Below are 24,784 nucleotides of genomic sequence, written 5' to 3' on the forward strand. Positions count from 1 at the left end.
CGAGCCAAGGCAACACGCAACACTCGCTTGCACAGAAACCAGTCATCAACAGGAGCACAGCATGCGCACCATCGGCCTTATTGGCGGCATGAGCTGGGAGTCCAGCGCCGAATACTACCGCCTCATCAACCAGCAGGTTCGTGACCGTCTCGGGCCTCTGCGTTCGGCGAAGTTACTAATGTACAGCGTCGACTTCGGCCCTGTCGAACAGGCCCAGCATGCCGGGCGCTGGGACGATGCGGCGCTGATTCTGATAGACGCCGCCCGCAGGCTTGAGGCCGGTGGCGCCGAGTGTGTAGTGCTGTGTACCAACACCATGCATAAAGTGGCCGAGCAGATTCAGGCAGCGATTTCAGTGCCGTTTCTGCACATTGCCGACCCGGCAGGTCAAGCCGCGGTGGACGCCGATGCGATGACCGTCGGCTTGCTGGGAACGGCCTTCACCATGGAACAGGACTTCCTCAAGGATCGGCTCAAGGCCATGGGACTGACCGTACTGATCCCCGAGGCTGCTGAACGGCAGGCGTTACACCGGATCATCTACGACGAACTCTGCGTCGGGGTGATCAGCGACGTATCACGCCAGGTGTACCAGCAGGTGATTCAAGCGTTGGCCGCACGCGGCGCCCAGGCGATTATCCTCGGCTGCACGGAAATCACCCTGCTGATCAAACCCGAGCACTGCGAACTGCCGCTGTTCGACACCACTGAGCTGCATGCCCGTGCCGCCGTGGCCTTCGCCCTCGGCGACTGACTCAGGACACCTTGAGCGTACGGCGCAAGCGCGCCATGCTCAGGGTATCCACCAGCACGCCATCGCGCACCGCATACTCGCGAAACAGCCCTTCCGTGTCGAAGCCAAACTTGCGGTACAGCGCAATCGCGGCTTCGTTATCCGCGTACACCGTCAGTTCGACCCGTTGCACATTCATCCAGTTATCAGCGAGGTCGAGCACCGCCGCGAGCAGCCGGGAACCAACGCCCTTGCCTTGCCAGGCGACAGCCACGCCCATACCGATGTTGGCGCAATGGCTACGACGGATTCGCGAAAACTGCTCCAGGCCGATGTTGCCGATGACCTGGCCCTGGTGCAGCGCCACCAGTTGCACCACCCGCTCGTTCTCCGGCGCCAGGCGCTTGCGCCAGACTTCAGTGGACTGAAACGGCATTTGCAGCACCTGGCGAGCGACCGCAGGATCGTTGTACAACGCGGTAATGCCCTCGATATGGGCTTCGCTGAAACGCTCAATGGTGATGATGGGATCGGTGGCATGCATGGTGATTCGTCCTTGACAGTAGCGTGGCCAGTGAGTCTAAACGGATCATCAACCCGGTGACGACAGCATATCGCCCTGGACCGTCTGCGCGACATTTTGCAGCAAGTCTGTTGAGGTCTATCGGTCTGCCTCTTTTACTGCCAATTGGCTGTTGGCCGCTACCAGACACAGGCCTATCCTGCACATGCGTTATCCCAGCACGAGCGAGACCCGTCCGGCTTGATACAGGAGCGTGTGCGATGTCCAACGAAATGATCAATACGGTCCAGGTACAGGCCGCAGCTGGCTGCTCGGACGAACTGGGCAAGCAATTGCAGAAGATCGTCGATACCTTGCGTGAGCTCCCAGGCTGCGACTCCTACATGGTCGATCGCTGTCCGGAGGACGACAATCGATGGACGGTCAGCGCCCACTGGCAGTCCGAAGCCGCTATGCGATCGCACTTCGACTGCCCGCAAGCACAAGGATTCATCAGCTTGATCGACAGCCGACTGGCCAGTAGCGTTGACTTCAACAGTTTTCCATTCGTTTAAAGCGTCAACAAGATGAAATCCTGACGCTATTAAAAAGTTAATACCCGCGCCCCAGCCATAAGTAACAGGGCCTGAGTTTTATATAACGAGATAGTTGCCGACATCAATGAGCAACAGAACATTAAAATTCGCGCCCTGCAAAAATTTGACCAGTCGCTCAGCAACTTACTGACCGAATCGCCAGATAAACAGCTAACTTCACGCTCTCTTCCAGGCCTGAACACACAGCCAAACAGAACTGTCTACTGTCAACTCTGACAGTAGACAGTGATTGATCCTTCCTTCTCTAATCCACCTCGACAGACAGGCAACGGGCCAATGGCCTTTCGTCCGGTCTTTAGTGGTTTCATTGAATGGAGTATCGATGCGATGTCCTCAAAAAGCGAACACTTCTCTGGGAATGATCTGAAGGAAATTGAGAGCAAGAAGGGGGCGCACACCAGGCATGGCAGGATTACTACGCCAAAATCCCGCGCGCAGTTCCTTCTTGATGAAGGCAAGCTGAATCCTGGCCAAGCCAATGAGCTTGAGGGCGGAAAACTGTTTCCTCAGACCCAAGGTGGATTGACTGACCCGGATGCTCCAGACGACGTAGTAAACACTGCGCCCCCCGTTGACGGGATGATTGCCAGCGGAGGGCATGGCGATGAACGCGCCCTGCTCAACGCACCTGGCTCCCACTGGAAAAAACATGACGTTACGTCGAACCAGAACCTGGCGATCATCTGGGAATACTCACAAACCCATAAAACCCGCCGATGGAAATACCTGATCACCAAAGCGGACTGGAACACTGATGAACCGCTGGCAAGGAAGCACTTTGAGGAAGCCCCGATCAAGACATACCTCAACACGTACCGGCCGTATTGGGGACCTGAGGCCGAGAAGGAACTGATCCCTCCTATCATTCAACGACACGAAGTGACATTGCCTTCACGCAAGGGATATCACGTCCTTCTCGCTATCTGGGACGTAGCCGATACGCGAAACGCCTTCTATCAAGTGATTGACCTGAAGTTCCCCGACTGACCGGCAATGCTCACCGGCCACAACGAAAAAAGCCCCGTCTCTCTCGAGACGGGGCTTTTTATTCAGCGCCTGATGATCAGGCAACAGGCTCCAGTTCGGCGCTTGCAGTCGTCGTGACAGGCACCACTGCTTGCCCGCTCAACGCCAGGTCCAGCAGTTCGCGGTTGGCCACTGCGTACATGGCGTAGTCGGTGCCGCTGGCGGCACGGATGTCCACCAGCATGGCGCGCCAGCGCTCGACCATGGTCTGGTACTGGTCCATCCACAAGGCCAGACGCGCTTCCACGTCCTGCTCGCCCTCGCCCATTTGCAGGACCGAGATGGTGATCGCCCGTTGCTGCCAGTCGATGTCATCACGGAACGCTTCACGGGCCAGCGCTTGCCAGTTGTTTTCCACCGGCAGAGCACTGATCTGTTGCAGGTACCAGGTCAGGTCCAGCGCGCTGCCCACGGCGAAGTAGGCCTTGGCCACGTCCGCTGCGTTCTGACCGGTCACGTCCGCCGCTTCGATGATCGGCAGCAAGGTGTACAGGTGACTAGTGCCTGCAACCATGCGCGCCAGCAACTCAGGTACGCCAGCGGCGACGTAAGCCTGATAACGGGTCTGCCAGCCTTCGCGGGTCGGGCCTTCCAGCAGTTCGTCGAGCTTGAGGCCCAGCGCTGCCAGATGTGGACCGAAGTGCGCGACGTCACGGGCAGCATTCTGCTCGTTGCGACGGCTGCGCAGGAACCAGCGAGTGGCACGACGCCCCAGACGCATCAGCTCATCCATCAGCTCCAGCTGTACATCGGCCGAAACCTGGTAATCCAATGCTTCGATCTGACGGAACCAGTGCGGGAGGTGGAAGATGTCACGCACGATCACGTAAGCACCGGCCACGTTCGCCGGGCTCATGCCGGTCGACTCTTTGAGTCGTTGAACGAAGGTGATGCCCATGTGGTTGACCAGGTCGTTGGCGATCTGGGTGCTGACGATCTCACGCTTCAGACGGTGACGACGCATGGCCTCGGAAAACTTGCTCACCAGCATCGGCGGGAAAGCGGTTTCCATGTCGCGGGTCAGGTAGTCGTCGTCCGGTACCAGGGAGTTGAGCAACTGCTCCTTGAGGTCGATCTTGCTGTAGGAGATCAGCACCGAGAGCTCGGCACGGGTCAGGCCATGGCCTGCCGCAACGCGCTCGCTGAGTTGATCTTCCGACGGCAGGAACTCGATGGCACGGTCCAGCTTGCCACGGCCTTCCAGATCGTTCATCAGACGCTTGTACTCGGCAATCCGCACAAAGGCACGGCGGGCTGCCAGGGACAGGGCCTGAGTCTGCTTGTAGTTGTTGCCGAGCACCAGGCCGCCGACTTCGTCAGTCATACTGCCGAGCAACTGGTTACGTTGCTTCTCGGTCATGTCACCGGCGTGCACGACTTCGTTGAGCAGGATCTTGATGTTTACTTCGTGGTCGGAGCAGTCCACGCCACCGGCGTTGTCGATGAAGTCGGTGTTGGAGCCGCCGCCATTGAGGTTGAATTCGACACGACCCAGTTGGGTCATACCGAGGTTACCGCCCTCGCCCACGACTTTGCAGCGCAGTTCGTTACCGTTCACGCGCAGTGCATCGTTGGCCTTGTCGCCGACATCGGCGTGGCTTTCGGTGCTGGCTTTGACATACGTACCGATACCGCCGTTCCACAGCAGATCCACCGGAGCCTTGAGCAAGGCATTCAGCAATTCGGTCGGGGTCAGCTTGTCGGCCTGAATGTCGAAGCGCTCTTTCATCTGCGGGGAAATCGCGATGCTTTTCGCGCTACGGGAGAAGATCCCGCCGCCTTCAGACATGATGCTGGTGTCGTAATCCGACCAAGCCGAACGCGGCAGGTCGAACAGACGCTGACGCTCAGCGAAGCTGTTGGCAGGCTGTGGGTTCGGGTCGATGAAGATGTGCAGGTGGTTGAATGCCGCTACCAGTTGCAGCTTGTCGGACATCAGCAAGCCGTTACCGAACACGTCACCGGCCATGTCGCCGACGCCCACGACAGTGATGCTGTCTTCCTGGACGTTGATCCCGCGCTCGCGGAAGTGACGTTGAACGCCAACCCACGCGCCTTTGGCGGTGATGCCCATTTTCTTGTGGTCGTAACCGGCCGAGCCACCCGACGCGAACGCGTCACCGAGCCAGAAGCCGTAGTCGATCGCAATACCGTTGGCGATGTCGGAGAAGGTCGCAGTGCCCTTGTCCGCCGCCACCACCAGGTACGGGTCATCGTCGTCATGACGCACGACGTTGGCCGGAGGCACCAGGCTGCCCTCTTTCAGGTTGTCGGTGATGTCCAACAGACCGGAAATGAAGATGCGGTAGCAGGCGATGCCTTCTGCTGCGATTTCGTCACGGCTGCCACCCAGCGGCAGACGACGCGGCAGGAAGCCACCTTTGGCGCCTACCGGCACGATGACCGAGTTCTTCACTTGCTGGGCTTTTACCAGGCCCAGGACTTCGGTACGGAAGTCTTCTTCACGGTCGGACCAGCGCAGACCACCGCGAGCAACGTTGTCGAAGCGCAGGTGCACGCCTTCAACGCGTGGCGAGTAAACGAAGATTTCGAACTTCGGTACTGGTTTCGGAAGCTCTGGAATGGCGTGCGGGTTGAACTTGAAGCTGAAGTAGGACTTGTTCTGACCGTTGGCGTCAGTCTGATAGAAGTTGGTCCGCAGGGTTGCCTTGATCAGGTCCAGGTAGCGACGCAGGATGCGGTCTTCGTTCAACACCTGAACGTCGTCCAGAGCGGACAAAATTGCGTGTTCCAGGCGCTGTTGCTTGTCGTCGAGGTCGTCGCTGGTCAGCTTGCGGGCCAGGTAGAAACGGGTCTTGAACAACCGGGTCAACTCGCGAGCGATGTCGGTGTGGTTGTTCAGGGTGCTGGCGATGTAGCCCAGGTCGAAGCCCAGACGAATCTGCTTCAGGTAACGGGCATAAGCACGCAGCAGCGCCACGTCGCGCCATGGCAGGCCGGCGGTCAGTACCAGACGGTTGAATCCATCGTTCTCGGCATCGCCACGCACGATGTGGACGAAAGCGTCCTGCAACGTGTCGTTGAGTTGCTGGATGTCGAGGTTCAGGCCTTCAGCGGCGGTGAACGCGAAGTCGTGAATCCAGAACTCGCGACCATTGTTGTGACGCAGGCGATACGGGAACTCGCCAAGCACGCGCAGGCCGAGGTTTTCCAGGATCGGCAGCACGTCGGACAACGCCAGCGGAGTATCGGCGTGATACAGCTTGCAGTGCAGCAATTGCTGGCCGGTGGACTGGGCCAGTGGCTGATAGAAGCTCATGACCAGTGGATTTTTTTCGCTCAGGCTCAGCAGGTGCTGCATGTCGACCACCGCCGAATGCGCAGCGAAGCGCTCGCGATAGCCGGCCGGGAAGCCTTTCGGGAAGTCTGCCAGCACATTGGTGCCCTGGGCTTCGCCGAAGCTCTCGACCACCAGGCTTGCGTAGTCGTCCTGCCAGCTGCGGCACGCCTGAACCACTTCTTTTTCCAGCAACAGCGGGTCGATGTCCAGACGATTCTTCGGGTCGACCCGCAGAATCAGTTGTACACGGGCCAGCACGGACTCGGAGAAGAAGGTCCAGAACTCGCAATCGGTGGCTTTCAGGCGATCCATCAGCACTTGCTGGATCTTCTGACGCACTTCGGTGGAATAGATGTCGCGTGGCACGTAGGCCAGGCAGTAGCAGAAGCGACCGTACGGATCTTTGCGCAGGAATACGCGAATCTTGTTGCGTTCCTGGATCTGCACAATCGACATCACGGTGCTGAACAGCTCGTCTACCGGGGTCTGGAACAGATCGTCACGCGGCAGTACTTCAAGTACCTGGGCCAGTTCCTTGCCCAGGTGCGCCTTGGCCTGGAAGCCGGAACGCTGTTCGATGACGTCGACCTTGCGACGGATGTACGGAATGACCCGCACGCTTTCGCCATACACCGAAGAGGTGTACAGGCCCATGAAGCGGCATTCCTTGATGACTTTGCCGCTGGCATCGATCTGGCGGATCGACACGTAATCCGGGTAAGCCGGACGGTGCACACGGCTCGGGTGCGCAGCCTTGGCGAACGACAGCGGAGTCGGTTCGCGCAGGTAGTTCACCGCGTAGTCTTCGATACGCAGGTCTTCGGCCGTCAGGCCGGCACGCAGCAATCGGGTCAGGCCCAGGAACGAGTTCTGGTCGTACTCGATATAGCCGCCATCCTTGTCGTCACGAACCACGAACTCTTCGTAACCCAGGAACGTGAAGTGGTTGCCCACCAGCCACTCGAGGAAACCTTTGATCTCGCTCTTTTCTTCGGCATCAACGGCAAATTTGCTTTTGTCGATGCCGTCGATCAGCTCCTGGACCTTGGCTTTCATCGGTTCGAAATCGGCGACCGCAACGCGGACTTCACCGAGAACCTGCTCCAGCTCCTTGCTCAATACATTGAGTTCGGCGGTATGCGCGCAACGGTCGATCTCAAGGTACATCAGCGATTCTTGCTGAATGCCGTCGCCGTGGGTGCCTTTAGGCAGGATTTCCAGCAACTCGCCTTTGGCGCCGCGACGCACGCTCAGCACGGTGGTTTGCAAGGTATGGATGCTGTAACCGCGACGGTTCAGTTCGGTGCGCACCGAGTCCACGAGAAATGGCAGGTCGTGGTGCAGCACTTCGACCGCGGTGTGGGTCGACTGCCAGCCGTGGCGTTCGTAATCGGGGTTGTAAACGCGCACTTGTGGTTGCGCGTGGTCAAAGCGCTCAAGCAGGCGCCAGGCAGAAAGAGTGCAGCCGGCGAGGTCGGACAACCGGCGCTGGGTCAGTTCATCCAGGGAAATAATGCCGAAAAATTGTTCAGCGAACAGCGCCACTTGTGGCAGTGCCTGTTCACTGATGTGCTGCGCCAGTGCCGCTTGCAGTTGGTGCTGGAAGTCGGCTTTGCTGGCTGCGGTGAAGAACGCCATCTGTGGTACTCCGCTTGGGCTTGTTATTGATGGAAGCGTCGCGTGCAAAACCCCTTTCGGGGCGATCCGTCACCCTGTTCCTGAATCTCGGGCAGAGGTTATCAGGGTGACAGATGGGTGAAGCTGGACGAGACACTCAGGTCACATTCACCTTCCATGAATGGGCATCTGCAAAAACGACTGCGCGATCGATTGCGCACTGTCTTTACGGGTATCCATTGGTTGCGCAGCTTATCGGGTGCGACAACCTGCCTGCTTGCGATGCTGCGACATATTCGGTCATCGGTACGTAACTCATCGGCAGCGCATCGAACAACACTAGCAGCCGTGTGAGAAAAAGACGGTTTTATGCCCGCTTTTACGGCACATCCGTACCAGAAATGACCAGCAACACCCGGGATGTTCACGACACATCCTCTGACAGTCAGGCGAGCAGAAATTCCCTCGGGCTGGCAGAATTGCCTTTTGTGGCCTTCACCACGCTCGCCGAGCCAGGAATTTCCCATGCAAATGACCACCGCCCACCTGATCGCCAACCCGTGCGACGACGAAGAAGACAACATGGCCATGCTCTGCTGCCACAGCAATCAGGGCGACATGTTTTTGATGACCCGTTACCCGGACGAGGACGAGCTGGAGATTACCCTCGATGGCGAGCCGTCGACCCTCGATGGTGTGAAAGTCACCCTCAGCCCTACCCGCCTGCTGATCGAAATCGCCGCCGCTGATGCCGATGCGCTGAATGGCGATGATCATCTGGAAATCATTCACAACACCGCAGCGGCCGACCTGGCCGAAGTCGAAGAAACCCTGCAGAACATCCTCAAAGGCACTGGCACTTATGTAAGCCAGCTCGCCTGAGTCACCGTAGGAGCTGCCGCAGGCTGCGATCTTGCAAGCGTCAAGATCAAAGATCGCAGCCTGCGGCAGCTCCTACGTCTGTAACCTTGCGCCCCAAAAACCTGAAAAATCCCCAAACAAGCCCACAAAACCCAAAAAATCCCTGATCGCCGTTAGTCGCCACCCCCTGCGATGGATTAAAGTAACGCCCCCAGCCCTGGCGTTGTTCGAACGCCTTGGCTCACCCTCTCCAGGAACAGTCATCGATGGAACATCGTGAAGCGCTGCTTGCGCTGCGAACCTTTCTCTCAACGCAGATTCTCGGCCAGGAAAAGCTCATCGATCGGTTGCTCATCGCCCTGCTCGCTGACGGCCACATGCTGGTCGAGGGCGCCCCCGGCCTGGCCAAGACCAAGGCCATCAAAGAGCTTGCCGAAGGTATCGAAGCACAGTTCCATCGCATCCAGTTCACCCCCGACCTACTGCCCGCCGACATCACCGGCACCGAGATCTATCGCCCGGAAACCGGCAGTTTCGTGTTCCAGCAGGGACCTATCTTTCACAACCTGGTGCTGGCCGACGAAATCAACCGGGCGCCGGCCAAGGTCCAGTCGGCCTTGCTCGAAGCCATGGGTGAGCGGCAGGTCAGCGTCGGGCGCAGCACTTACGAGCTGTCGCCGCTGTTTCTGGTCATGGCCACCCAGAACCCGATCGAGCAGGAAGGCACCTATCCCCTGCCCGAAGCCCAGCTCGACCGCTTCCTGATGCACGTCAAAATCGGCTTCCCGGATGCGGCCGTCGAGCGGCGCATTCTGCAACAGGCCCGTGGTGAAGCGCTGAACGGCGAGACCAAGCCCGAGCGCCGAGTCAGCCAGCAAGCGATTTTTGCCGCACGCAAGGAAATTCTCGGTTTGTACATGGCCGACGCCGTGGAGGAATACCTGGTGCAGTTGGTCATGGCAAGCCGCACGCCGGGCAAGTTCGACCCGGAAATGGCCGAGTGGATTGCCTACGGCGCCAGCCCGCGTGGCTCCATTGCCCTTGATCGCTGCGCCCGCGCCCACGCCTGGCTGGCCGGACGCGACTTCGTCAGCCCCGAAGACATTCAAGCGGTGCTGTTCGACGTATTGCGCCATCGCATCATTCTTTCCTTCGAAGCCGAAGCCGCGGGCATTGACCAGGATCGCGTGGTCCAGCGGATTCTCGACGTCGTAGCTGTCGCTTGACCCTCATGAGCACACCGCTTGCGCCCGAACCGGGTATCCGCGTCAGTCTCTCCGAGCTGATCAAGATGCGCCATCGCGTGCGCGAAGTGCAGTTGTTTTCCACACCAAGCCAGCGCAGCCCGTTGATTGGTCTGCACCACTCCAAGCTGCGCGGGCGTGGCGTGGACTTTGATCAGGTGCGGGTCTATCAGGCTGGCGACGATGTGCGGACCATCGACTGGCGCGTCACCGCACGCACCCAGGAGCCGCACACCAAGCTGTTTCACGAAGAGCGCGAGCGGCCGATCTTCATCATGGTCGAGCAAAGTCGCCGCTTGTTTTTCGGCTCGGGGCTGATGTTTAAATCTGTGTTGGCTGCGCAAGCCGCGAGCCTGATTGGCTGGGCCGCGCTGGGGCATAACGACCGCGTTGGCGGGCTGGTGTACGGTGACAACGAGCACTACGAAATCAAACCACGGCGCAGCAAACAAAGCCTGCTGCAATTGCTCAACCGTTTGGTCCGCGTCAACCAGACCCTCACCACCGAAAGCGAGCCGGATCGCGATGATTTGGGCATGGCCCTGCGCCGCGCTCGCGAAGTGCTGCGCCCTGGGAGTCTGGTGATCGTGATCTGCGACGAGCGCGCCTTATCCGAGGGCGCCGAGCAGCAACTTAGCCTGCTGTCGCGGCACTGCGACTTGCTGTTGCTACCACTTTCCGACCCCTTGGACCACGCCCTGCCCGCTGCCGGTTTGCTGCGTTTCGCCCAGCGTGGCGCACAACTGGAACTCGATACGCTGAACTTTGATCTGCGCCAAAGCTATCGCGCCCAGGCCGAAGCCCGCATCGCCCGCTGGGAATTGCTGGCGCAGAAACTGCGCATCCTGTTAATGCCCCTGAGCACTCAAAGCGAGATGGTCGAACAATTGCGTGAATACTTGAACCCGCAACGTCCGGGTAAAAGCAAATGAGCAGCCTCGATCAACTGCAACCACTTATGACTCCACCGCCCATCGAGTTCTGGCCGCCGGCACCGGGCTGGTGGTTGCTGCTGGCGCTGTTGCCATTGATCGGTTTCGGTCTGTGGCAGCTGCGTCGCTTTATTCCCGTCAAGCGCTCCACTGTGCGCGCCGAACAGCCGCTGGACCCGGTCCGATTGGCGGCGCTGGCAGAACTGGCGCAAATGCCCAAGCCGTATGACGGCGCACCGGCCGGCGCCTGGTTGCAGCAACTCAACGGGTTGCTCAAGCGCCTGTGCCGCAACCATTACCCCTACAGCCAGAGCCACACACTTAACGGCCGTAAATGGCTGGCGTTTCTCGACAACCGTTGCCCGGCTGCCGGCCTGACCCGCTGGATGATATTGGTTGAAGGTGCCTACAAGCCGGAATGCAAACTCGACGACAAGGCCATCGCAGGTCTGACACAAGCCGTCGACACCTGGATTCGCAAGCATGTTTGAGTTCGCCTGGCCGTGGATCTTCGCCCTGCTGCCGCTGCCTTGGCTGATGCGCATCGTGCTGCCGGTGGCCGACAGCGGCGAGCCGGCGCTCAAGGTCAGTTTCCTGACTGATCTGGAAAGTCTGGCCCGACGTCGAGCCCGCGCCAACCTGCCGGCCTGGCGTCAGCAAGCACCGTTGATTCTGCTCTGGCTGCTGTTGTTGATCGCCGCCGCACGTCCGCAATGGCTCGGCGAACCGCTGCCGATTGCCGCCAGCGGGCGCGATCTGCTGGTGGCCGTCGACGTTTCAGGTTCCATGGACTTCCCTGACATGCAGTGGCAGGACGAGGACGTCAGCCGCCTGACGCTGGTCAAACATTTGCTGGGGGATTTCCTCGAAAAACGCGAGGGTGATCGGGTTGGCCTGATCCTGTTTGGCAGCCAGGCTTATCTGCAAGCCCCGCTGACCTTCGACCGACGTACCGTGCGTATCTGGCTCGATGAAGCGCGGGTCGGCATCGCCGGCGAGAACACCGCGATTGGCGACGCCATCGGCCTGGCCCTCAAGCGGCTGCGCCAACGCCCGGCACAAAGTCGAATACTGATTCTGGTGACCGACGGCGCCAACAATGGCGGTGAAATCGACCCGCTGACCGCCGCGCGACTGGCCGCCGAGGAAGGTGTAAAGATCTATCCGATCGGCATTGGTGCCGATCCGGAGAAAGGCGGTCCTCTGGCTTTTCTGGCCGGCAACCCGACCATGGACCTCGATGAACCTGCCTTGAAAGCCATCGCCGAGGCCACCGGTGGACGTTACTTCCGTGCCCGCGATGGCGCGGAACTGCAAGCAATCAAGGAAACCCTCGATCAACTGGAACCTGTAACCCAGCAACCGACCCAGGCTCGCCCGGCGCAAGCGCTGTACAGTTGGCCGCTGGCTGCCGCGTTGCTGATGAGCCTGTTGCTGGTGATCCGTGCGCGCTGGCCAGACAACCCGCTGCAACGCCTTTTCAGCCAGGCGCATTTCCTGCAACAGCACCCTGACTGGCGCCAGCGACTTAAACGCTTGCGTCTGCGGAGGCGCCGATGATCGCGCTCTGGCCGCATTGGTTCCGCCCCTGGTGGCTGCTGTTGTTGCCGCTATTGGGCTGGTTGCTGTGGCAACTCTGGCACCGGCAAAAACGCGCTGGGCGCTGGCAGATGATCCTGCCGCCGGCCTTCCATGCCGCCCTGCTCAGCGGTGGCAACGGGCGTGAAAGCAAGTTGCCATGGATCGCTCTCGGCCTGGCCTGGATCCTGGCCGTATTGGCCCTGCTCGGTCCCGGCTGGGAACGGGTTGAACAGTCCGCGCAGAAACCCGCTGACCCGTTGGTGGTCCTGCTTGAACTGACCCCGGAAATGCTCGCCACCGACGTGCTGCCGACTCGCCTTGAGCAGGCCCGCCGCAAGCTGCTCGATCTGTTGCAAGCCCGCAGCGATGCGCAAACCGCCATCGTGGTCTATGCCGGCAGCGCGCATACGCTGGTACCGCTCTCGGACGACCTGTCCACCAGCCGTAACCTGCTGGAGGCGCTGAAACCGTCGATCATGCCGCAGGCAGGTCATCGCGCCGATCTGGCCGTGACCAAGGCGCTGACATTGCTCAACCGCGGCGCCCTCGGCCAAGGGCGGATTCTGCTGATCGGCTCGTCCCTCAGTGAACAAGAACGCCAGGGCATTCGTCAGGCTCTGCGCGGTCAGGCACCGGAGTGGTTGATGCTCGGCATCGGCACCCCGCAAGGCGCCCCGGTCCCTGACCAACACGGCAGTTTCCTCAAGGATGCGCAGGGTGCGATTCTCGTCCCGCGTCTCGACGGGCCAAGCCTGAAAGCCTTTGCCAGCGACATGGACGGACGTTACCGACAAGTACGACTGGACGACAGCGACCTGCGCGGCCTCGGGCTACTCGACAGCCCGCATGGTGTGCGTAAGGATGGCCAGACCCTGCGCCTGGATACCTGGGCCGATCAGGGCTACTGGCTGTTGCTGCCGCTGTTGCTGCTGACGGCCTGCGCGGGACGCCGAGGCTGGCTGCTCTGCCTGCCATTGCTGTTCATGCTGCCGCAACCGAGTTACGCCTTCGACTTCAGCGATCTTTGGCTGCGCCCGGACCAACAAGGTCAGCAGTTGCTCAAGCAACAGCAACCCGCCGAAGCCGCGCAGCATTTTCAGGACCGGCAGTGGCAAGGTGTCGCGCTTTATGAGGCCGGTGAGTACGCCGCTGCCGCCGAGCGCTTCGCCGAAGGCAGCGACGCCGGCGCACACTACAATCGTGGCAACGCCCTGGCTAAAAGCGGTGAACTGGAAGCCGCCGTCGACGCCTATGAACAAGCCCTTGAGCTGCAACCTGATTTACGCCCGGCGCTGACCAACAAAGCGCTGGTAGAAGCGCTGATCAAACAGAAGGCCCCCACGCCGCCCAGCGAACCGGAAAAGACCGACGGCGAAGAGAACCCGCAGACTCAGCAAACCTCACCACCGGGTGCGGTGACACAGCCCTCGACCAGCGACGAGCAGAAGACCGACACGCAAACCGCGCAATCGAGCAACGAAGCCAACAGCGAAAGCAATGCCGACAGCCCGCCACAACCGGGCAATAATGAAGTGCCGGGCAGTGAGTTGGGTGACGAACAACGCACCACGCCGCCGCTGCGCAGCGCCGACGCCAACTTCGACGGCGAGCAGCGCCAGGCCCTGGAGCAATGGCTGCGTAAAATCCCGGATGAGCCGGGCGAACTGCTTAGACGCAAGTTCTGGTACGAACAGCAACAACATCAGGATCAGGGAAAAACTCGATGACCCGCTTCACCGCCTTATTGCTCAGCCTTTTTCTCTGGACCGTTGGTGCCCAGGCTGAAGGGTTGGTTGCCAGCGTCGATCGCAGCCGCGTGAACTCCGGCGAGACGGTCGAGCTGACTATCGAATCCAGCGATGTCACACAGTTCGGCAAACCGGACCTGAGCGCACTTGATCCGCTGTTCGAGGTTCGCGGCACCCGCCAGGTCAACCAGCTCACGACCCTGGGCGGCGACAACCGCGCCACCACCCGCTGGATCATCACCCTGCTGCCCCGCCAGAACGGCACGATCGTCATCCCGCCCTTGCAGCTCGGTGATTACAAAAGCCAGCCGATCAGCCTGCAAGTGGTCGAAAGCGCTACTCAAAACAGCCCGAACACATTAGCGCCCGTGTTCATCGAGTCCAGTCTCGATCAGGACACGGTGTACGTACAAGCCCAGGCATTGCTGACCTTGCGCATCTATCACTCGGTGTCGCTGTATGACGACAGCAACGTCTCGCCGCTGCAAATCCCCGATGCGCGCGTCGAACAGCTGGGCGAACCACGCACGTACGAGAAGGTCATCAATGGTCTGCGTCACGGCGTGATCGAGCTGCGATATGCAATCTACCCGCAACACAGCGGCGTGCTGACGATCCCCGCGCAGGTGTTCAGCGCCACGCTGGTAGACACACAACCCACGCCGGCACCCGCGCCCCAAGGCCCGAAACAGGGCAAGCTGATGCGCGTGAGTTCCGTCGAAATGACCCTGACGGTCAATGCCAAACCGGCCGACTACCCGGCCGACATTCCCTGGCTACCCGCGCGCAGCCTGAGCCTCAGTGAAAACTGGAGCCCGGAGCCGGACCGGGTTCAGGTCGGCGACTCTCTGACCCGTAGCCTGACCCTGAAAGCCGAAGGCCTGGCCAGTTCACAACTGCCCCCCCTACCCATCACAGACGCCAACGGCCTGCGCCGTTACCCTGACCAGCCGCAACTGAGCAATCAGCACAGCGAACGCGGGCTGATCGGTATCCGTGAAGACCGTGAGGCACTGGTGCCGACCCGCATCGGGCAAATCGAATTACCCCCCGTGGAAGTGATCTGGTGGAACACCCATGAAGATCATCTGGAACGCAGCAGTCTGCCGGCCAGAACCCTGCACGTGGTCAACAACCCAAGCCTGGTGGTCGACACTCCCGCCGGCAACTCGCCGGCCACGGTAGCGGCCAGCAACGAAGAACTCTGGTACTGGAAACTCAGCACCTTGATCCTGGCCTGCACCACCCTGCTCGGCTTCGGCCTGTGGTGGCGCGCACGTTGGCAGCCAGCACTTCTGCGCGCCGCGCAAACCGGCCCGAGCCCGCGCACCCTGCTTGACGACCTCAAGCGTGCCAGCCAGGCCAACGACCCTCAAGCCACCCGCCAGGCACTCGACGCCTGGGCTCGCCAACAACCGGAAACCCTGGCCGACATGGCCGCCCGCTTCGTGCCGCTGTCCGATGCGCTGGACGGATTGAACGGCGCGCTTTACAGCGAAACCGGGCAGTCCTGGCAAGGCGAAGAACTCTGGCGCGCGATCCGCGCCATCCCGATCGCCGAACGGGTCCACGACCCGGTCGGCGACAGTGGTTTGCCGCCGCTTTATCCCAAGTAACCGCAAAAGATCGCAGCCTTCGGCAGCTCCTACGGGGGAATGGTGTACATCCCGTAGGAGCTGCCGAAGGCTGCGATCTTTTCTGCCTTTCTGCATTCCCGACCTTTTGCCAGTAAACTCTCTGCCCTTTCGCCGCGATCATTTTTCCCGCGGCCATCACCTCATTTTTCGCGGAGTTTGCCTTGCGTCTGTTTCACACCTCCGACTGGCACCTTGGGCAAAACCTGCATGGCCAGGAACGCGACTTCGAACACGGTTGTTTCCTTGAGTGGCTGCTGCAACTTGGGCTGGAAAAGCCCGATGTGCTGCTGATCGCTGGCGATATCTTCGACACGGTCAATCCGCCGGTCAAAGCTCAGGAACGCCTGTATGACTTCATCGTCAGCGCCCATGAGCAGCAGCCGTCGCTGACCATCGTGATGATCGCCGGCAACCACGACTCTGGCTCTCGAATCGAATTGCCCGCACCACTGATGCGTCGTTTGCGCACTCACGCGCTGGGCCGGGTGTTGTGGCTCGACGACGGGCAACTGGACGCAGAACGCTTGCTGATTCCATTGCCCGACGCCTCGGGTGAAATCGCCGGCTGGTGCCTGGCGCTGCCATTTCTACGCCCCGCCGAAGTCACCGGCGCCCATCTGGGCGACAACTACCTGCGCGGTATCGGTCAGGTGCATGAGTGGCTGATTGAAGCGGCCAATGCCAAGCGTCAACCCGGCCAGGCGTTGATTGCCGTCAGCCACGCGCACATGGCCGGTGGTTCGGTGTCCGAGGACTCCGAACGCAGTCTGATTATCGGCAACGCCGAAGCCCTGCCCGCCAGCCTGTTCGGGCCGAGCATCAGCTACGTTGCCCTCGGTCATTTGCACAAGCCGCAGAAGGTCAATGGCGAGGAGCGCATTCGCTACAGCGGCTCGCCGATTCCGCTGTCGTTTTCCGAGATCAATTACCCGCACCAAATCCTCGATATCAAACTCGACGGTGAAACCCTTATCAGTGTCGAGCCGCGCCTTATCCCTCGTTCGGTTCACCTGCAACGCTCAGGGCCAGCGCCTTTGGCCGATATCCTCAGCCAACTGGCGGACCTGCCGAACATCGATCTGCTGGCCGACCTCCAGCGCCAGCCGTGGCTCGAAGTCCGTGTACGCCTCGATGAACCGCAGCCGGACCTGCGTCAGCAGATCGAAACCGTCCTGCAAGGCAAAGCCGTGCGGCTGGTGCGGATCGCAGCTGAATATGCAGGCTCCGGCAGCCGAGACGGCGCTGACGATAACGGCCAGTTGATCGAGCTGGATCAGCTCACACCACAGGAATTGTTCAGCCGCGCCTGGCTGGACAGCTACGGCAGCGCAGTCGACGAACAGACCCTCAAGGACTTTGCGGTGCTGCTGCAGGACGTTCAGCAGGAGAGCGAACAGCCATGAAGATTCTCGCGATCCGCCTGAAAAATCTCGCCTCGCTGGCAGGGCCGTTTGAAATTGACTTTACCGCTGAACCACTGGCCAGCGCCGGTCTGTTCGCGATTACCGGGCCGACCGGCGCCGGTAAAAGTACCTTGCTCGATGCGCTGTGCCTGGCGCTGTTTGGCGCGGTGCCACGCCTCAACAACACCGGGCGTGACGCCAAAGTTCCGGACGCGGATGGCGAGATCGCCACCGGCGACCCGCGCACCCTGCTGCGACGCGGCACCGGTGACGGCTACGCCGAGGTCGACTTCCTCGGCATCGACGGCCGTCGCTACCGGGCGCGCTGGGAAGCCAACCGCGCCCGCGAAAAAGCCAACGGCAAGCTGCAAGCCAGCCGCCAAAGCCTGCGCGACCTCGATACCGATCAACTGCTGGCCAGCCAGAAAGGTGAATACAAGACTCAACTTGAAGCCGTACTGGGCCTGAACTTCGAACAGTTCACCCGCGCTGTGATGCTGGCCCAAAGCGAGTTCAGCGCGTTCCTCAAAGCCGATGACAACGATCGCAGCGAACTGCTGGAAAAACTCACCGACACGGCGCTTTACACGCGCCTGGGCAAGCGTGCCTTTGACAAAAGCAAAGAGACCCGCGAAGCCCACAAGCTGCTGCAAGACCAGGCCAGCGGCGTGACGCCCCTGGAGCCTGAGGCCCGTGCTGAACTCGATCAGCGCTTCAACGACGCCCAGCAACAACTCAAAACCCGGCAAGCACAGCTCAAGCAGCTTGAGTTGCAGAACACCTGGCTCAAGGAACTGCACCAGTTGCAGGACCAGCAACTGGCCGCCGCTGAACAGCTGCAACAGGCTCAACAATCGTGGGACACCGAGGCAGGCGAACGGCTGAACCTGGCGCGCCTGGAACAACTGGCACCGCAACGGCATCAGTTTGCCCGGCAAACCGAGCTGAGCGCGCAACTGAGCCCATTGGCGGCGCTGATTCAGCAACACGGCCAACAGCAAAGCGAGCTGCAAAACCGTCAGGTGCAACTCGAACACAGCCTGGAATCCGCAAAAACCGCACTGAGCCAGGCCCAAAACCAACACAGCAGCAATGCCCCGCTGCTGCGTCAGGCTTTCGAAGAACAGAGCAGCCTCGCTCGCCTGACCCAGGCCATCAGCGCTTGCGCCGAACTCAAGCACAGCGCCGAACAGGCCAGCACCGAAGGCCAGCAAGCCATCGCGCGAATGCTCGATCTACAACAACGGGTCGCCGAACGCCTGGCAACGATTGCTACACAGCTTGAACAAAGCACTCAACTGGCACCGGTCAGTGCTGCCTGGAACGCCTACCGCGAGCGATTGCAGCAACTGATGCTGCTGGGCAATCGTCTGAAAAAAGGCCAGACCGAGCTGCTTGAGCTGGAGCAACGTGCGGCCAGCACCGCCACCCAACTCAGCACACAACGCAAAAATCTGGAGCTGCTCTACAGCGAAGCCGGCGCTGAACCGGCAGCCGTTGCCGAACAGATCCAGATCCTCGCCAGCCTGCTGCAAGACAACCGCAAACAGCAACGCGCCATCGAAGACCTGGCGCGGTTGTGGGCCAGTCAACAGGAGCTGGACAAACGCACGCAGGAACTGCAACAACGCCTGCAAACCGCCCAGGCAGAACGCGAACGCCTGACCGGCGAAGGCGTTCAGGCCAAGGCCGAGTTGACCGTCGCCGAGCAAACCCTGAAGGTCACCCAGGAACTGCTGGAGCGTCAGCGCCTGGCGCGCAGTGCCAGTGTCGAAGAGTTGCGCGGGCAGTTGCAGGACGATCAGCCGTGCCCGGTCTGCGGCAGCGTCGAGCATCCTTATCATCAGCCTGAAGCGTTGCTACAAAGCCTGGGTCGTCACGACGAAGGTGAACAGGCCAGCGCGCAAAAAGCCGTTGATGCACTGAAGGAAAAACTCGCTGACCTGCGCACCGAAGTCGGCGGGCTGATTGCTCAACAAAAGGAATTGCTGCAACAACAGGAACAGCTGGCAACCCAGCAGCAAAACCTGACACCAAGTCTTGAAGCTCATCCGCTGGCCGCCCAGCTACTGGCGCAAGATGCCGGCAAACGCGATGCCTGGCTGACTCAGCAAAGTGTTCAGTTGAATCAGAGCATCGCTCAGGACGAACAGCGACAAAGCGCCCTGCTCACCTTGCAGCAAGACGCTGCACGTCTTCAGCAACAGTTGCAAGCCGCCGACCAGGCCAGCCAACAGGCCACTCAGCAAGTGGCGATCCAGCAGTGCGAATTGAGCAACGATCGCCTGCGCCTGGAAGAAGAGCTCGCGGCGTTCAGCAGCCTTCTACCGGCCACTATCCTCGAAGGCTTGCGCAACGAACCTGCTGCGACCTTCATGCAACTCGATCAGCGCGTTGCCCAGCGCCTGGAACAACTGGAGCGGCAACGCGAAGAACTCAGCGAACAGCAGCAGCGCCAGCAAAACCTGGAGAAAGAACAGGACCGGCAGCTGACACGCGTGCAGCAATTGGAAGCCGCACAGCTGCAATTCAGCTCGCTTGCCGAACAGCAGCACGCCGCCCAACAGAAACTCGCCGAACTACTGGGCGACCAGTCGAGTGCCGAGCAGTGGCAACAGCAACTGGATCAGGCCGTCGAGCAGGCCCGACAGGCTGAAGCAACGGCCAGCCAGCAAGGGCAAGAGGTCCGCAGCCAGCAGATTCAGTTGGCCGCCGAACTCAAGGCCGAGCAACAACGCCAGCAAGCCCTGGAAGCGGAAAGTCATGAGCTGAGCGGCAAGGTTGCCGACTGGCGTGCCCTTCATCCGGAGCTGGACGATGGTGGTCTGGAGCAGTTGCTGGCATTCAGCGACGAACAGGTCAGTCAGTTGCGCCAACAACTTCAGCTCAGCGAAAAAGCCATCGAGCAAGCCAAGGTACTGCTGCATGAGCGCGAACAGCGCTTGCACAGCCATCAGGCGCAACACAACGGTAACCTCGACGCCGAACAACTGGCCAGCGCCCTCAGCGAGCTGCAAAACCAGTTCGGTATCAGCGAACAGCTCTGCGCCGAATTGCGTGCGCAACAAGCCGAAGATCAACGCCGTCAGGACGCCAATCAGGCACTGGCACAACGCATTAGCGATGCCTACAACGAGTGGCAGCGCTGGGCGCGGCTCAATGCCCTGATCGGCTCGGCCACGGGCGACACTTTCCGCAAGATCGCCCAGGCCTACAACCTCGACTTACTGGTGCATCACGCCAACGCCCAGTTGCGTCAACTGGTGCGCCGCTACCGGCTCAAGCGCGGTGGCAGCATGCTCGGTCTGCTGGTGATGGACACGGAAATGGGCGACGAACTGCGTTCGGTGCATTCGCTGTCGGGTGGCGAAACCTTCCTGGTGTCGCTGGCACTGGCGCTGGGCCTGGCCTCGATGGCTTCGAGCACGCTGAAAATCGAATCGCTGTTCATTGATGAAGGCTTCGGCAGCCTCGATCCAGAGTCGCTGCAATTGGCGATGGACGCCCTCGACGGCCTGCAAGCGCAAGGGCGCAAAGTCGGGGTTATCTCCCACGTCCAGGAGATGCACGAGCGAATCCCAGTGCAGATCCAGGTTCGGCGCCAAGGCAACGGCCTGAGCACGCTGGAGGTCAAATGAGCACACCAACGCTTTACTCCTTTCGGCGTTGCCCCTACGCCATGCGCGCACGCATGGCGCTGCGTTACAGCGCGGTGGAGCTGAACATCGTCGAAGTCAGCCTCAAAGCCAAACCGCCAGAAATGCTCGCGCTGTCGGCCAAGGGCACGGTGCCGGTGCTGAGCCTTGAAGGCCGGGTGATCGAGGAAAGCCTGGAGATCATGCAGTGGGCGCTCGAACAGAACGATCCGCAGGACTGGCTGCTCAAGGACGATCCTGCTGCGCAGCAACGTGGCGCGGCGCTGATCGAAGCAAACGATCAGGTGTTCAAATTGCACCTCAATCGCTACAAGTACGCTGAGCGCTACCCGGATAATCCCATGGAGCATTACCGCACAGCGGGCGAAGTATTTTTGCGCGAACTGGACGAATTGCTGCAACAGCGAGCTTATCTGGTAGCCGAACATTTGAGCCTGGCGGACATCGCACTGGCGCCGTTCATACGCCAGTTTGCGCATGTCGACCGCGAGTGGTTTGCGCAGACGCCTTATCGGCATCTTCAGGCGTGGTTACAGGGGATTCTGGAGTCAGCTTTGTTCAGCGCCGTCATGGCAAAAACCTAACCCTCGTAGGAGCTGCCGAAGGCTGCTCGGCTATCAGTCACCGACAATGAAGCGGCGCGCCCTCTCCCACCACTCTATAGGCCGAGCGTTAGCTCGCCTGCCGCTTTTGATCTTGATCCACCCGCCCCTTCGGGAGGCCGAGTGGAGGCGTTCATCTGGGGGTAGGCGCGCAGCGCCGTTCGGCGAAGCCGAATACATCGAGAGGAGGTCGTCGCGAAGCAGACCGTAGGCGATGCCCCCTGATGAATGCCGGAGCGAGGGGACGCCGAGCCTAAGCGAGGTGCCGTACGCTTGGGGCGAAGCGTTTTGGTTACTTTTGGGCGTCTGCAAAAGTGACACGCTGTAAGAGCGGAACCCTAAGTGGCCGTTACCGCAGAAATGGATATGTACATCCGCAAGAAGTTGGTCGGCTATAAGGCCGCCTTCGCGAGCGAGCCCGCTCCCACAGTTTTGATTGATGTACATTTCCGGAAGATTGGTCGGCTATCAGGCCGCCAGGATCAAAAAATCGCAGCCTGCGGCAGCTCGGGGGTCTATCCACATTGTTACGCCAACACGCTGCACATTTTCAGCGCCGAGCAATCAATCTCAAACGGCCCCAGAACCACTGCTTTGGGTTTGGCGGGCGGATTACCCGCCAGCAAGCCCAGTGCCTTGGCGGTCTGGATGTTGTGGGCGATGTTGTGATTGCACTCGATGGCCCGGGCCAGCGAACCCGCCGAGCCCTGGCCGATACCGAGCAGTGAAGATCCGTTGGTCATGAATGCCAGGAAGGCAACCACCCAGAGTTTGCGCCCTTTCATGCTCCCACCGCTCCTGCGATATCTGAGTGTTCAACGCTGATACTCTGTGCGCGATGCTCAAACTGGATGGCGGGATAAGCGACCTGGATCGGCGCTTCAACGACGTGTTGCGATTGCGCCGAGAGGCTGACCACCAGAACCATGGCCACGTACAAACCAATGGCAACGTAAGCGCTGTGTTTGGCATAAGAGAGGATTGCGCTGGCCATGGGATTCTCCGTGGGCATGTTTCAGTGCCCACAGAATCAATCAAACAACCAGCTATGAATAGCAACCTTTATGCATAGTAGCTATCAGTTTAATTGATCGAAAATCCGACGTCTTTCAGTCCTGCAACAAGCTCATCAAGCGCTCGCGCGCGACTTCAGGCTCGCCGTCGACCGGCTGGGCAGCCGAGAGAATTGGAGTGGAATAGAGAAACAGCAGCACCACAGCCAGACGCATCGCCATGTCGTCGATCCTTGGAAAAGGTTGAGTCAATAAATTAGCGTCAAATTTAAACACATGGCCATGTGATATTACACGCGGTATCTGTGCTGATTGGGGTGCGGAGTCGCAAATGCTTTATGCAGGAGCGACATCACTCTGGTCTTTCAGCGAAAGGCTCGCCGATCGGATCAAGTGACTTCGCTCCTGCGTAAAGTCGGCAGGGCTTGAATCTCAGTGTTGGATCTTGTGATCCAGCGCGGCATAGAAATTGGCGCTTTGTTGCAGGTATTTCTGGGTGTAGGCCTGGGTGCCGGATTTTTTCGAGTTGATCTCGACACTGGCACTGGCTGGCAGAGCAACGGTGGCTGAGATGGCGGAAGCAGCGATCACGGAGAAGAGATTGAAGTTCATGGCGGTAACCCTCGTAGATTCAGTTGGCTTGCTTGCCTGTTTAGGCCGTGAAGCAAACTTACGCCCGAGGGTTGACGCTCTTGAAATCTTTTGTAGCAGTAGCGGATATCACTCAGATTAATAGAACCGCGCAGGCCCCGACGTACGGGGCCTGCGGCTTATTGACGCAGGAAGAACCGGATGTCGCTGGGTGCATCGAACGGCAGTTTTTGCACGGTTTTGCCCAGTAAACCAGTCTTCACATCACGCTCGATGATGACGATCTGGTTGCTCTTCTGGTTGGCGATCAGCACGAACTTGCCGCTCGGATCGAGGCTGAACTCACGCGGGTGATTGCCCTCCACCGAGCGCCGTTGAAGCTCCTTGAGCTCACCACTGACCGGATCGATGGCGAACACCAGCAACTCGTTGGCGGTGCCACGGTTGCTGACGTAGAGGAACTTGCCATCCAGCGACGCGTGCAGCGCAGCGGCAGCTTTCTGCGCCTGGGGTTGGCCAGCCGCCAGGTCTACCATCTGGCGCAGGGTCAACTTGCCAGCCTGGTAATCGAAGACTACGACCTGCGCGCTCATTTCCATGGTCAGGTAAGCGTGCTTGCCGTCACCACTGAACAGCAAATGCCTCGGTCCGCTGCCGGGCGGCAACTGGATCGACGCTGGCGTGGCGGCGGTCAGCGGTCGTTCCGGATTAGCCTTGGGGTCATAGCGGTAGACAAAGATCTTGTCCGCCCCCAAGTCATTGCTGAATACAAACTGGCCGTCCGGCGAGGACACCGTCGAATGCACGTGAGCCGACATCTGCCGCTCGGGATTGACCCGGCTCGACGGATGGCTGCTCAGCTGGATCGGAGGCGCCAGCTTGCCATCCGTACTCACCGGCAACACCGCCAGGCTGCCGCCCGGATCTTCGGCCACTGAATAATTACTGACAAACAGGTGCTTGCCGTCAACGCTCAGACTGGAATGGGTCGGCTCGTTGCCCAGGCTCTGCACCTGACTGATCAGGCTCAGCTGGTGGGTTTTCGGCTCGACGTCAAAGCTGCTGACGCGCCCCACCGGATCCGCTTGCCCTGGACCGTTCTCGTTGACCACAAACAGTCGACGCTGGTCGCTGGACAAGGTCAACCACGACGGGTTGGCGCTCTTCACCACCTGCAACGGCGTGGCATCGAGTTGACCGCTTTGGCTGTCAAACTGGAGTCGGTAGATCCCCTGGCTCTGGCCCTGGGTGTAGGTGCCGATCAACAGCTCATGGATGTCGGCGGGAGCGGCCTGCACCCCCATCGCGCCGACGCTGCCGGCCATCAACAGTGGCCAGAAGTTACGCATCCTCAAGCTCGTCGTCCCCTTCGTCACCACCGCCGAAGGCGCTCATGCACACCAGACGGTGCTCGCCGGAATCACCGGTGATGGTCCAGCTCTGCAGGGTTTGATCGAAGGTCGCGGCTTGTACCTGAGCCAGGCTGAACACCCAGTGTTTGGCGGCACGGCCGTCCATGCACTCGATGTGCAATTGATCATCCTCATCCAGCGAGAAATCAAAGGCGTGCAGCCCATCGATTTCCAGCATGTCGCAGGTTTCAAGAGAGGTCAGCAAGGTGTCGGTAACGGCAGTCATGGAGATCAATCATCAGTTGGAAAGCGCTAATGATAGGCCAGTTTGCAGGTCATACCTAAATGGGCCTGCACAGGTGGTAACC

The 24,784-nt window shown here is 60.1% G+C and carries 21 protein-coding genes; 13 read left to right on the top strand and 8 right to left on the bottom strand.

All coding sequences use genetic code 11. The features are described from left to right. The first annotated feature begins 61 nt into the window (after positions 1-61). Positions 62-754, top strand: coding sequence for an aspartate/glutamate racemase family protein (locus ACIPIN_RS02505; protein WP_401114823.1), 693 nt, complete (start codon positions 62-64; stop codon positions 752-754). A 1-nt stretch (position 755) separates the two neighbouring features. Here ACIPIN_RS02505 and ACIPIN_RS02510 read toward each other — a convergent pair whose 3' ends face one another. After that, positions 756-1,277 (bottom strand): GNAT family N-acetyltransferase, encoded by a 522-nt coding sequence (locus tag ACIPIN_RS02510; protein ID WP_401114825.1) that lies wholly within the window; start codon positions 1,275-1,277, stop codon positions 756-758. A gap of 239 nt (positions 1,278-1,516) precedes the next feature. Between ACIPIN_RS02510 and ACIPIN_RS02515 the strand changes: the two genes are divergently transcribed. Next, on the top strand, positions 1,517-1,810 hold the full coding sequence (locus ACIPIN_RS02515; protein ID WP_401114828.1) for a putative quinol monooxygenase: 294 nt from the start codon (positions 1,517-1,519) through the stop codon (positions 1,808-1,810). 318 nt (positions 1,811-2,128) lie between these two features. Further along, positions 2,129-2,839: a lytic polysaccharide monooxygenase auxiliary activity family 9 protein gene (locus tag ACIPIN_RS02520; RefSeq protein WP_401114830.1), complete on the top strand. Its 711-nt coding sequence runs from the start codon at positions 2,129-2,131 to the stop codon at positions 2,837-2,839. Between the two features lie 76 nt (positions 2,840-2,915). Here the strand turns inward: ACIPIN_RS02520 and ACIPIN_RS02525 are convergent, their stop codons facing one another. After that, positions 2,916-7,817 (bottom strand): NAD-glutamate dehydrogenase, encoded by a 4,902-nt coding sequence (locus tag ACIPIN_RS02525; protein ID WP_401114832.1) that lies wholly within the window; start codon positions 7,815-7,817, stop codon positions 2,916-2,918. Positions 7,818-8,321: 504 nt separating this feature from the next. On the opposite strand from ACIPIN_RS02525, the gene ACIPIN_RS02530 reads away from it, so the two are divergent. The 10 genes from ACIPIN_RS02530 to ACIPIN_RS02575 all read left to right on the top strand — a co-directional run bounded on the left by ACIPIN_RS02530 (position 8,322) and on the right by ACIPIN_RS02575 (position 21,442). After that, a complete protein-coding gene (locus ACIPIN_RS02530) occupies positions 8,322-8,678 on the top strand; it encodes a hypothetical protein (RefSeq protein ID WP_401114835.1) in 357 nt (118 codons plus the stop codon). A 245-nt stretch (positions 8,679-8,923) separates the two neighbouring features. Continuing rightward, complete coding sequence (locus tag ACIPIN_RS02535) at positions 8,924-9,883, top strand: MoxR family ATPase (RefSeq protein WP_123424425.1); 960 nt, start codon at positions 8,924-8,926, stop codon at positions 9,881-9,883. A gap of 5 nt (positions 9,884-9,888) precedes the next feature. Then, on the top strand, positions 9,889-10,833 hold the full coding sequence (locus tag ACIPIN_RS02540) for a DUF58 domain-containing protein (RefSeq protein WP_401114838.1): 945 nt from the start codon (positions 9,889-9,891) through the stop codon (positions 10,831-10,833). Further along, positions 10,830-11,324 (top strand): DUF4381 domain-containing protein, encoded by a 495-nt coding sequence (locus ACIPIN_RS02545; protein ID WP_401114841.1) that lies wholly within the window; start codon positions 10,830-10,832, stop codon positions 11,322-11,324. The genes ACIPIN_RS02540 and ACIPIN_RS02545 overlap by 4 nt, the downstream gene beginning before the upstream one ends. Further along, positions 11,317-12,393: a vWA domain-containing protein gene (locus ACIPIN_RS02550; protein ID WP_401114844.1), complete on the top strand. Its 1,077-nt coding sequence runs from the start codon at positions 11,317-11,319 to the stop codon at positions 12,391-12,393. Before ACIPIN_RS02545 ends, ACIPIN_RS02550 begins: the two co-directional genes overlap by 8 nt. Then, positions 12,390-14,141, top strand: coding sequence for a tetratricopeptide repeat protein (locus ACIPIN_RS02555; RefSeq protein WP_401114847.1), 1,752 nt, complete (start codon positions 12,390-12,392; stop codon positions 14,139-14,141). Before ACIPIN_RS02550 ends, ACIPIN_RS02555 begins: the two co-directional genes overlap by 4 nt. Further along, complete coding sequence (locus tag ACIPIN_RS02560; RefSeq protein WP_401114849.1) at positions 14,138-15,778, top strand: BatD family protein; 1,641 nt, start codon at positions 14,138-14,140, stop codon at positions 15,776-15,778. The genes ACIPIN_RS02555 and ACIPIN_RS02560 overlap by 4 nt, the downstream gene beginning before the upstream one ends. A gap of 182 nt (positions 15,779-15,960) precedes the next feature. Then, positions 15,961-17,202 carry an exonuclease SbcCD subunit D C-terminal domain-containing protein gene (locus ACIPIN_RS02565; RefSeq protein ID WP_401114852.1) on the top strand — a complete coding sequence of 414 codons (1,242 nt, stop codon included), beginning with the start codon at positions 15,961-15,963 and terminating at the stop codon, positions 17,200-17,202. Beyond that, positions 17,199-20,840, top strand: a complete 3,642-nt coding sequence (locus ACIPIN_RS02570; protein WP_401114855.1) for an AAA family ATPase — start codon at positions 17,199-17,201, stop codon at positions 20,838-20,840. The genes ACIPIN_RS02565 and ACIPIN_RS02570 overlap by 4 nt, the downstream gene beginning before the upstream one ends. Next, positions 20,837-21,442: a glutathione S-transferase gene (locus ACIPIN_RS02575; RefSeq protein ID WP_401114858.1), complete on the top strand. Its 606-nt coding sequence runs from the start codon at positions 20,837-20,839 to the stop codon at positions 21,440-21,442. The genes ACIPIN_RS02570 and ACIPIN_RS02575 overlap by 4 nt, the downstream gene beginning before the upstream one ends. A 545-nt stretch (positions 21,443-21,987) precedes the next feature. On the opposite strand, the gene ACIPIN_RS02580 is transcribed toward ACIPIN_RS02575, so the two are convergent. The 6 genes from ACIPIN_RS02580 to ACIPIN_RS02605 form a co-directional block, all read right to left on the bottom strand. Then, positions 21,988-22,245, bottom strand: coding sequence for a hypothetical protein (locus ACIPIN_RS02580; RefSeq protein ID WP_401114861.1), 258 nt, complete (start codon positions 22,243-22,245; stop codon positions 21,988-21,990). After that, positions 22,242-22,454, bottom strand: coding sequence for a hypothetical protein (locus tag ACIPIN_RS02585; protein ID WP_401114863.1), 213 nt, complete (start codon positions 22,452-22,454; stop codon positions 22,242-22,244). Before ACIPIN_RS02585 ends, ACIPIN_RS02580 begins: the two co-directional genes overlap by 4 nt. A gap of 115 nt (positions 22,455-22,569) precedes the next feature. Further along, positions 22,570-22,695 (bottom strand): hypothetical protein, encoded by a 126-nt coding sequence (locus ACIPIN_RS02590; protein WP_401114866.1) that lies wholly within the window; start codon positions 22,693-22,695, stop codon positions 22,570-22,572. Between the two features lie 210 nt (positions 22,696-22,905). Next, on the bottom strand, positions 22,906-23,085 hold the full coding sequence (locus ACIPIN_RS02595; RefSeq protein ID WP_401114868.1) for a hypothetical protein: 180 nt from the start codon (positions 23,083-23,085) through the stop codon (positions 22,906-22,908). 158 nt (positions 23,086-23,243) lie between these two features. Continuing rightward, complete coding sequence (locus tag ACIPIN_RS02600) at positions 23,244-24,413, bottom strand: lactonase family protein (protein ID WP_401114871.1); 1,170 nt, start codon at positions 24,411-24,413, stop codon at positions 23,244-23,246. Next, the gene (locus tag ACIPIN_RS02605) at positions 24,406-24,702 is read right to left on the bottom strand and encodes a DUF5629 family protein (protein WP_401114874.1); all 297 of its coding nucleotides are present in this window, start codon (positions 24,700-24,702) and stop codon (positions 24,406-24,408) included. Before ACIPIN_RS02605 ends, ACIPIN_RS02600 begins: the two co-directional genes overlap by 8 nt. Positions 24,703-24,784: the final 82 nt, after the last annotated feature.

This window comes from Pseudomonas sp. NPDC087697, assembly GCF_044743155.1.
Classification (GTDB): domain Bacteria; phylum Pseudomonadota; class Gammaproteobacteria; order Pseudomonadales; family Pseudomonadaceae; genus Aquipseudomonas.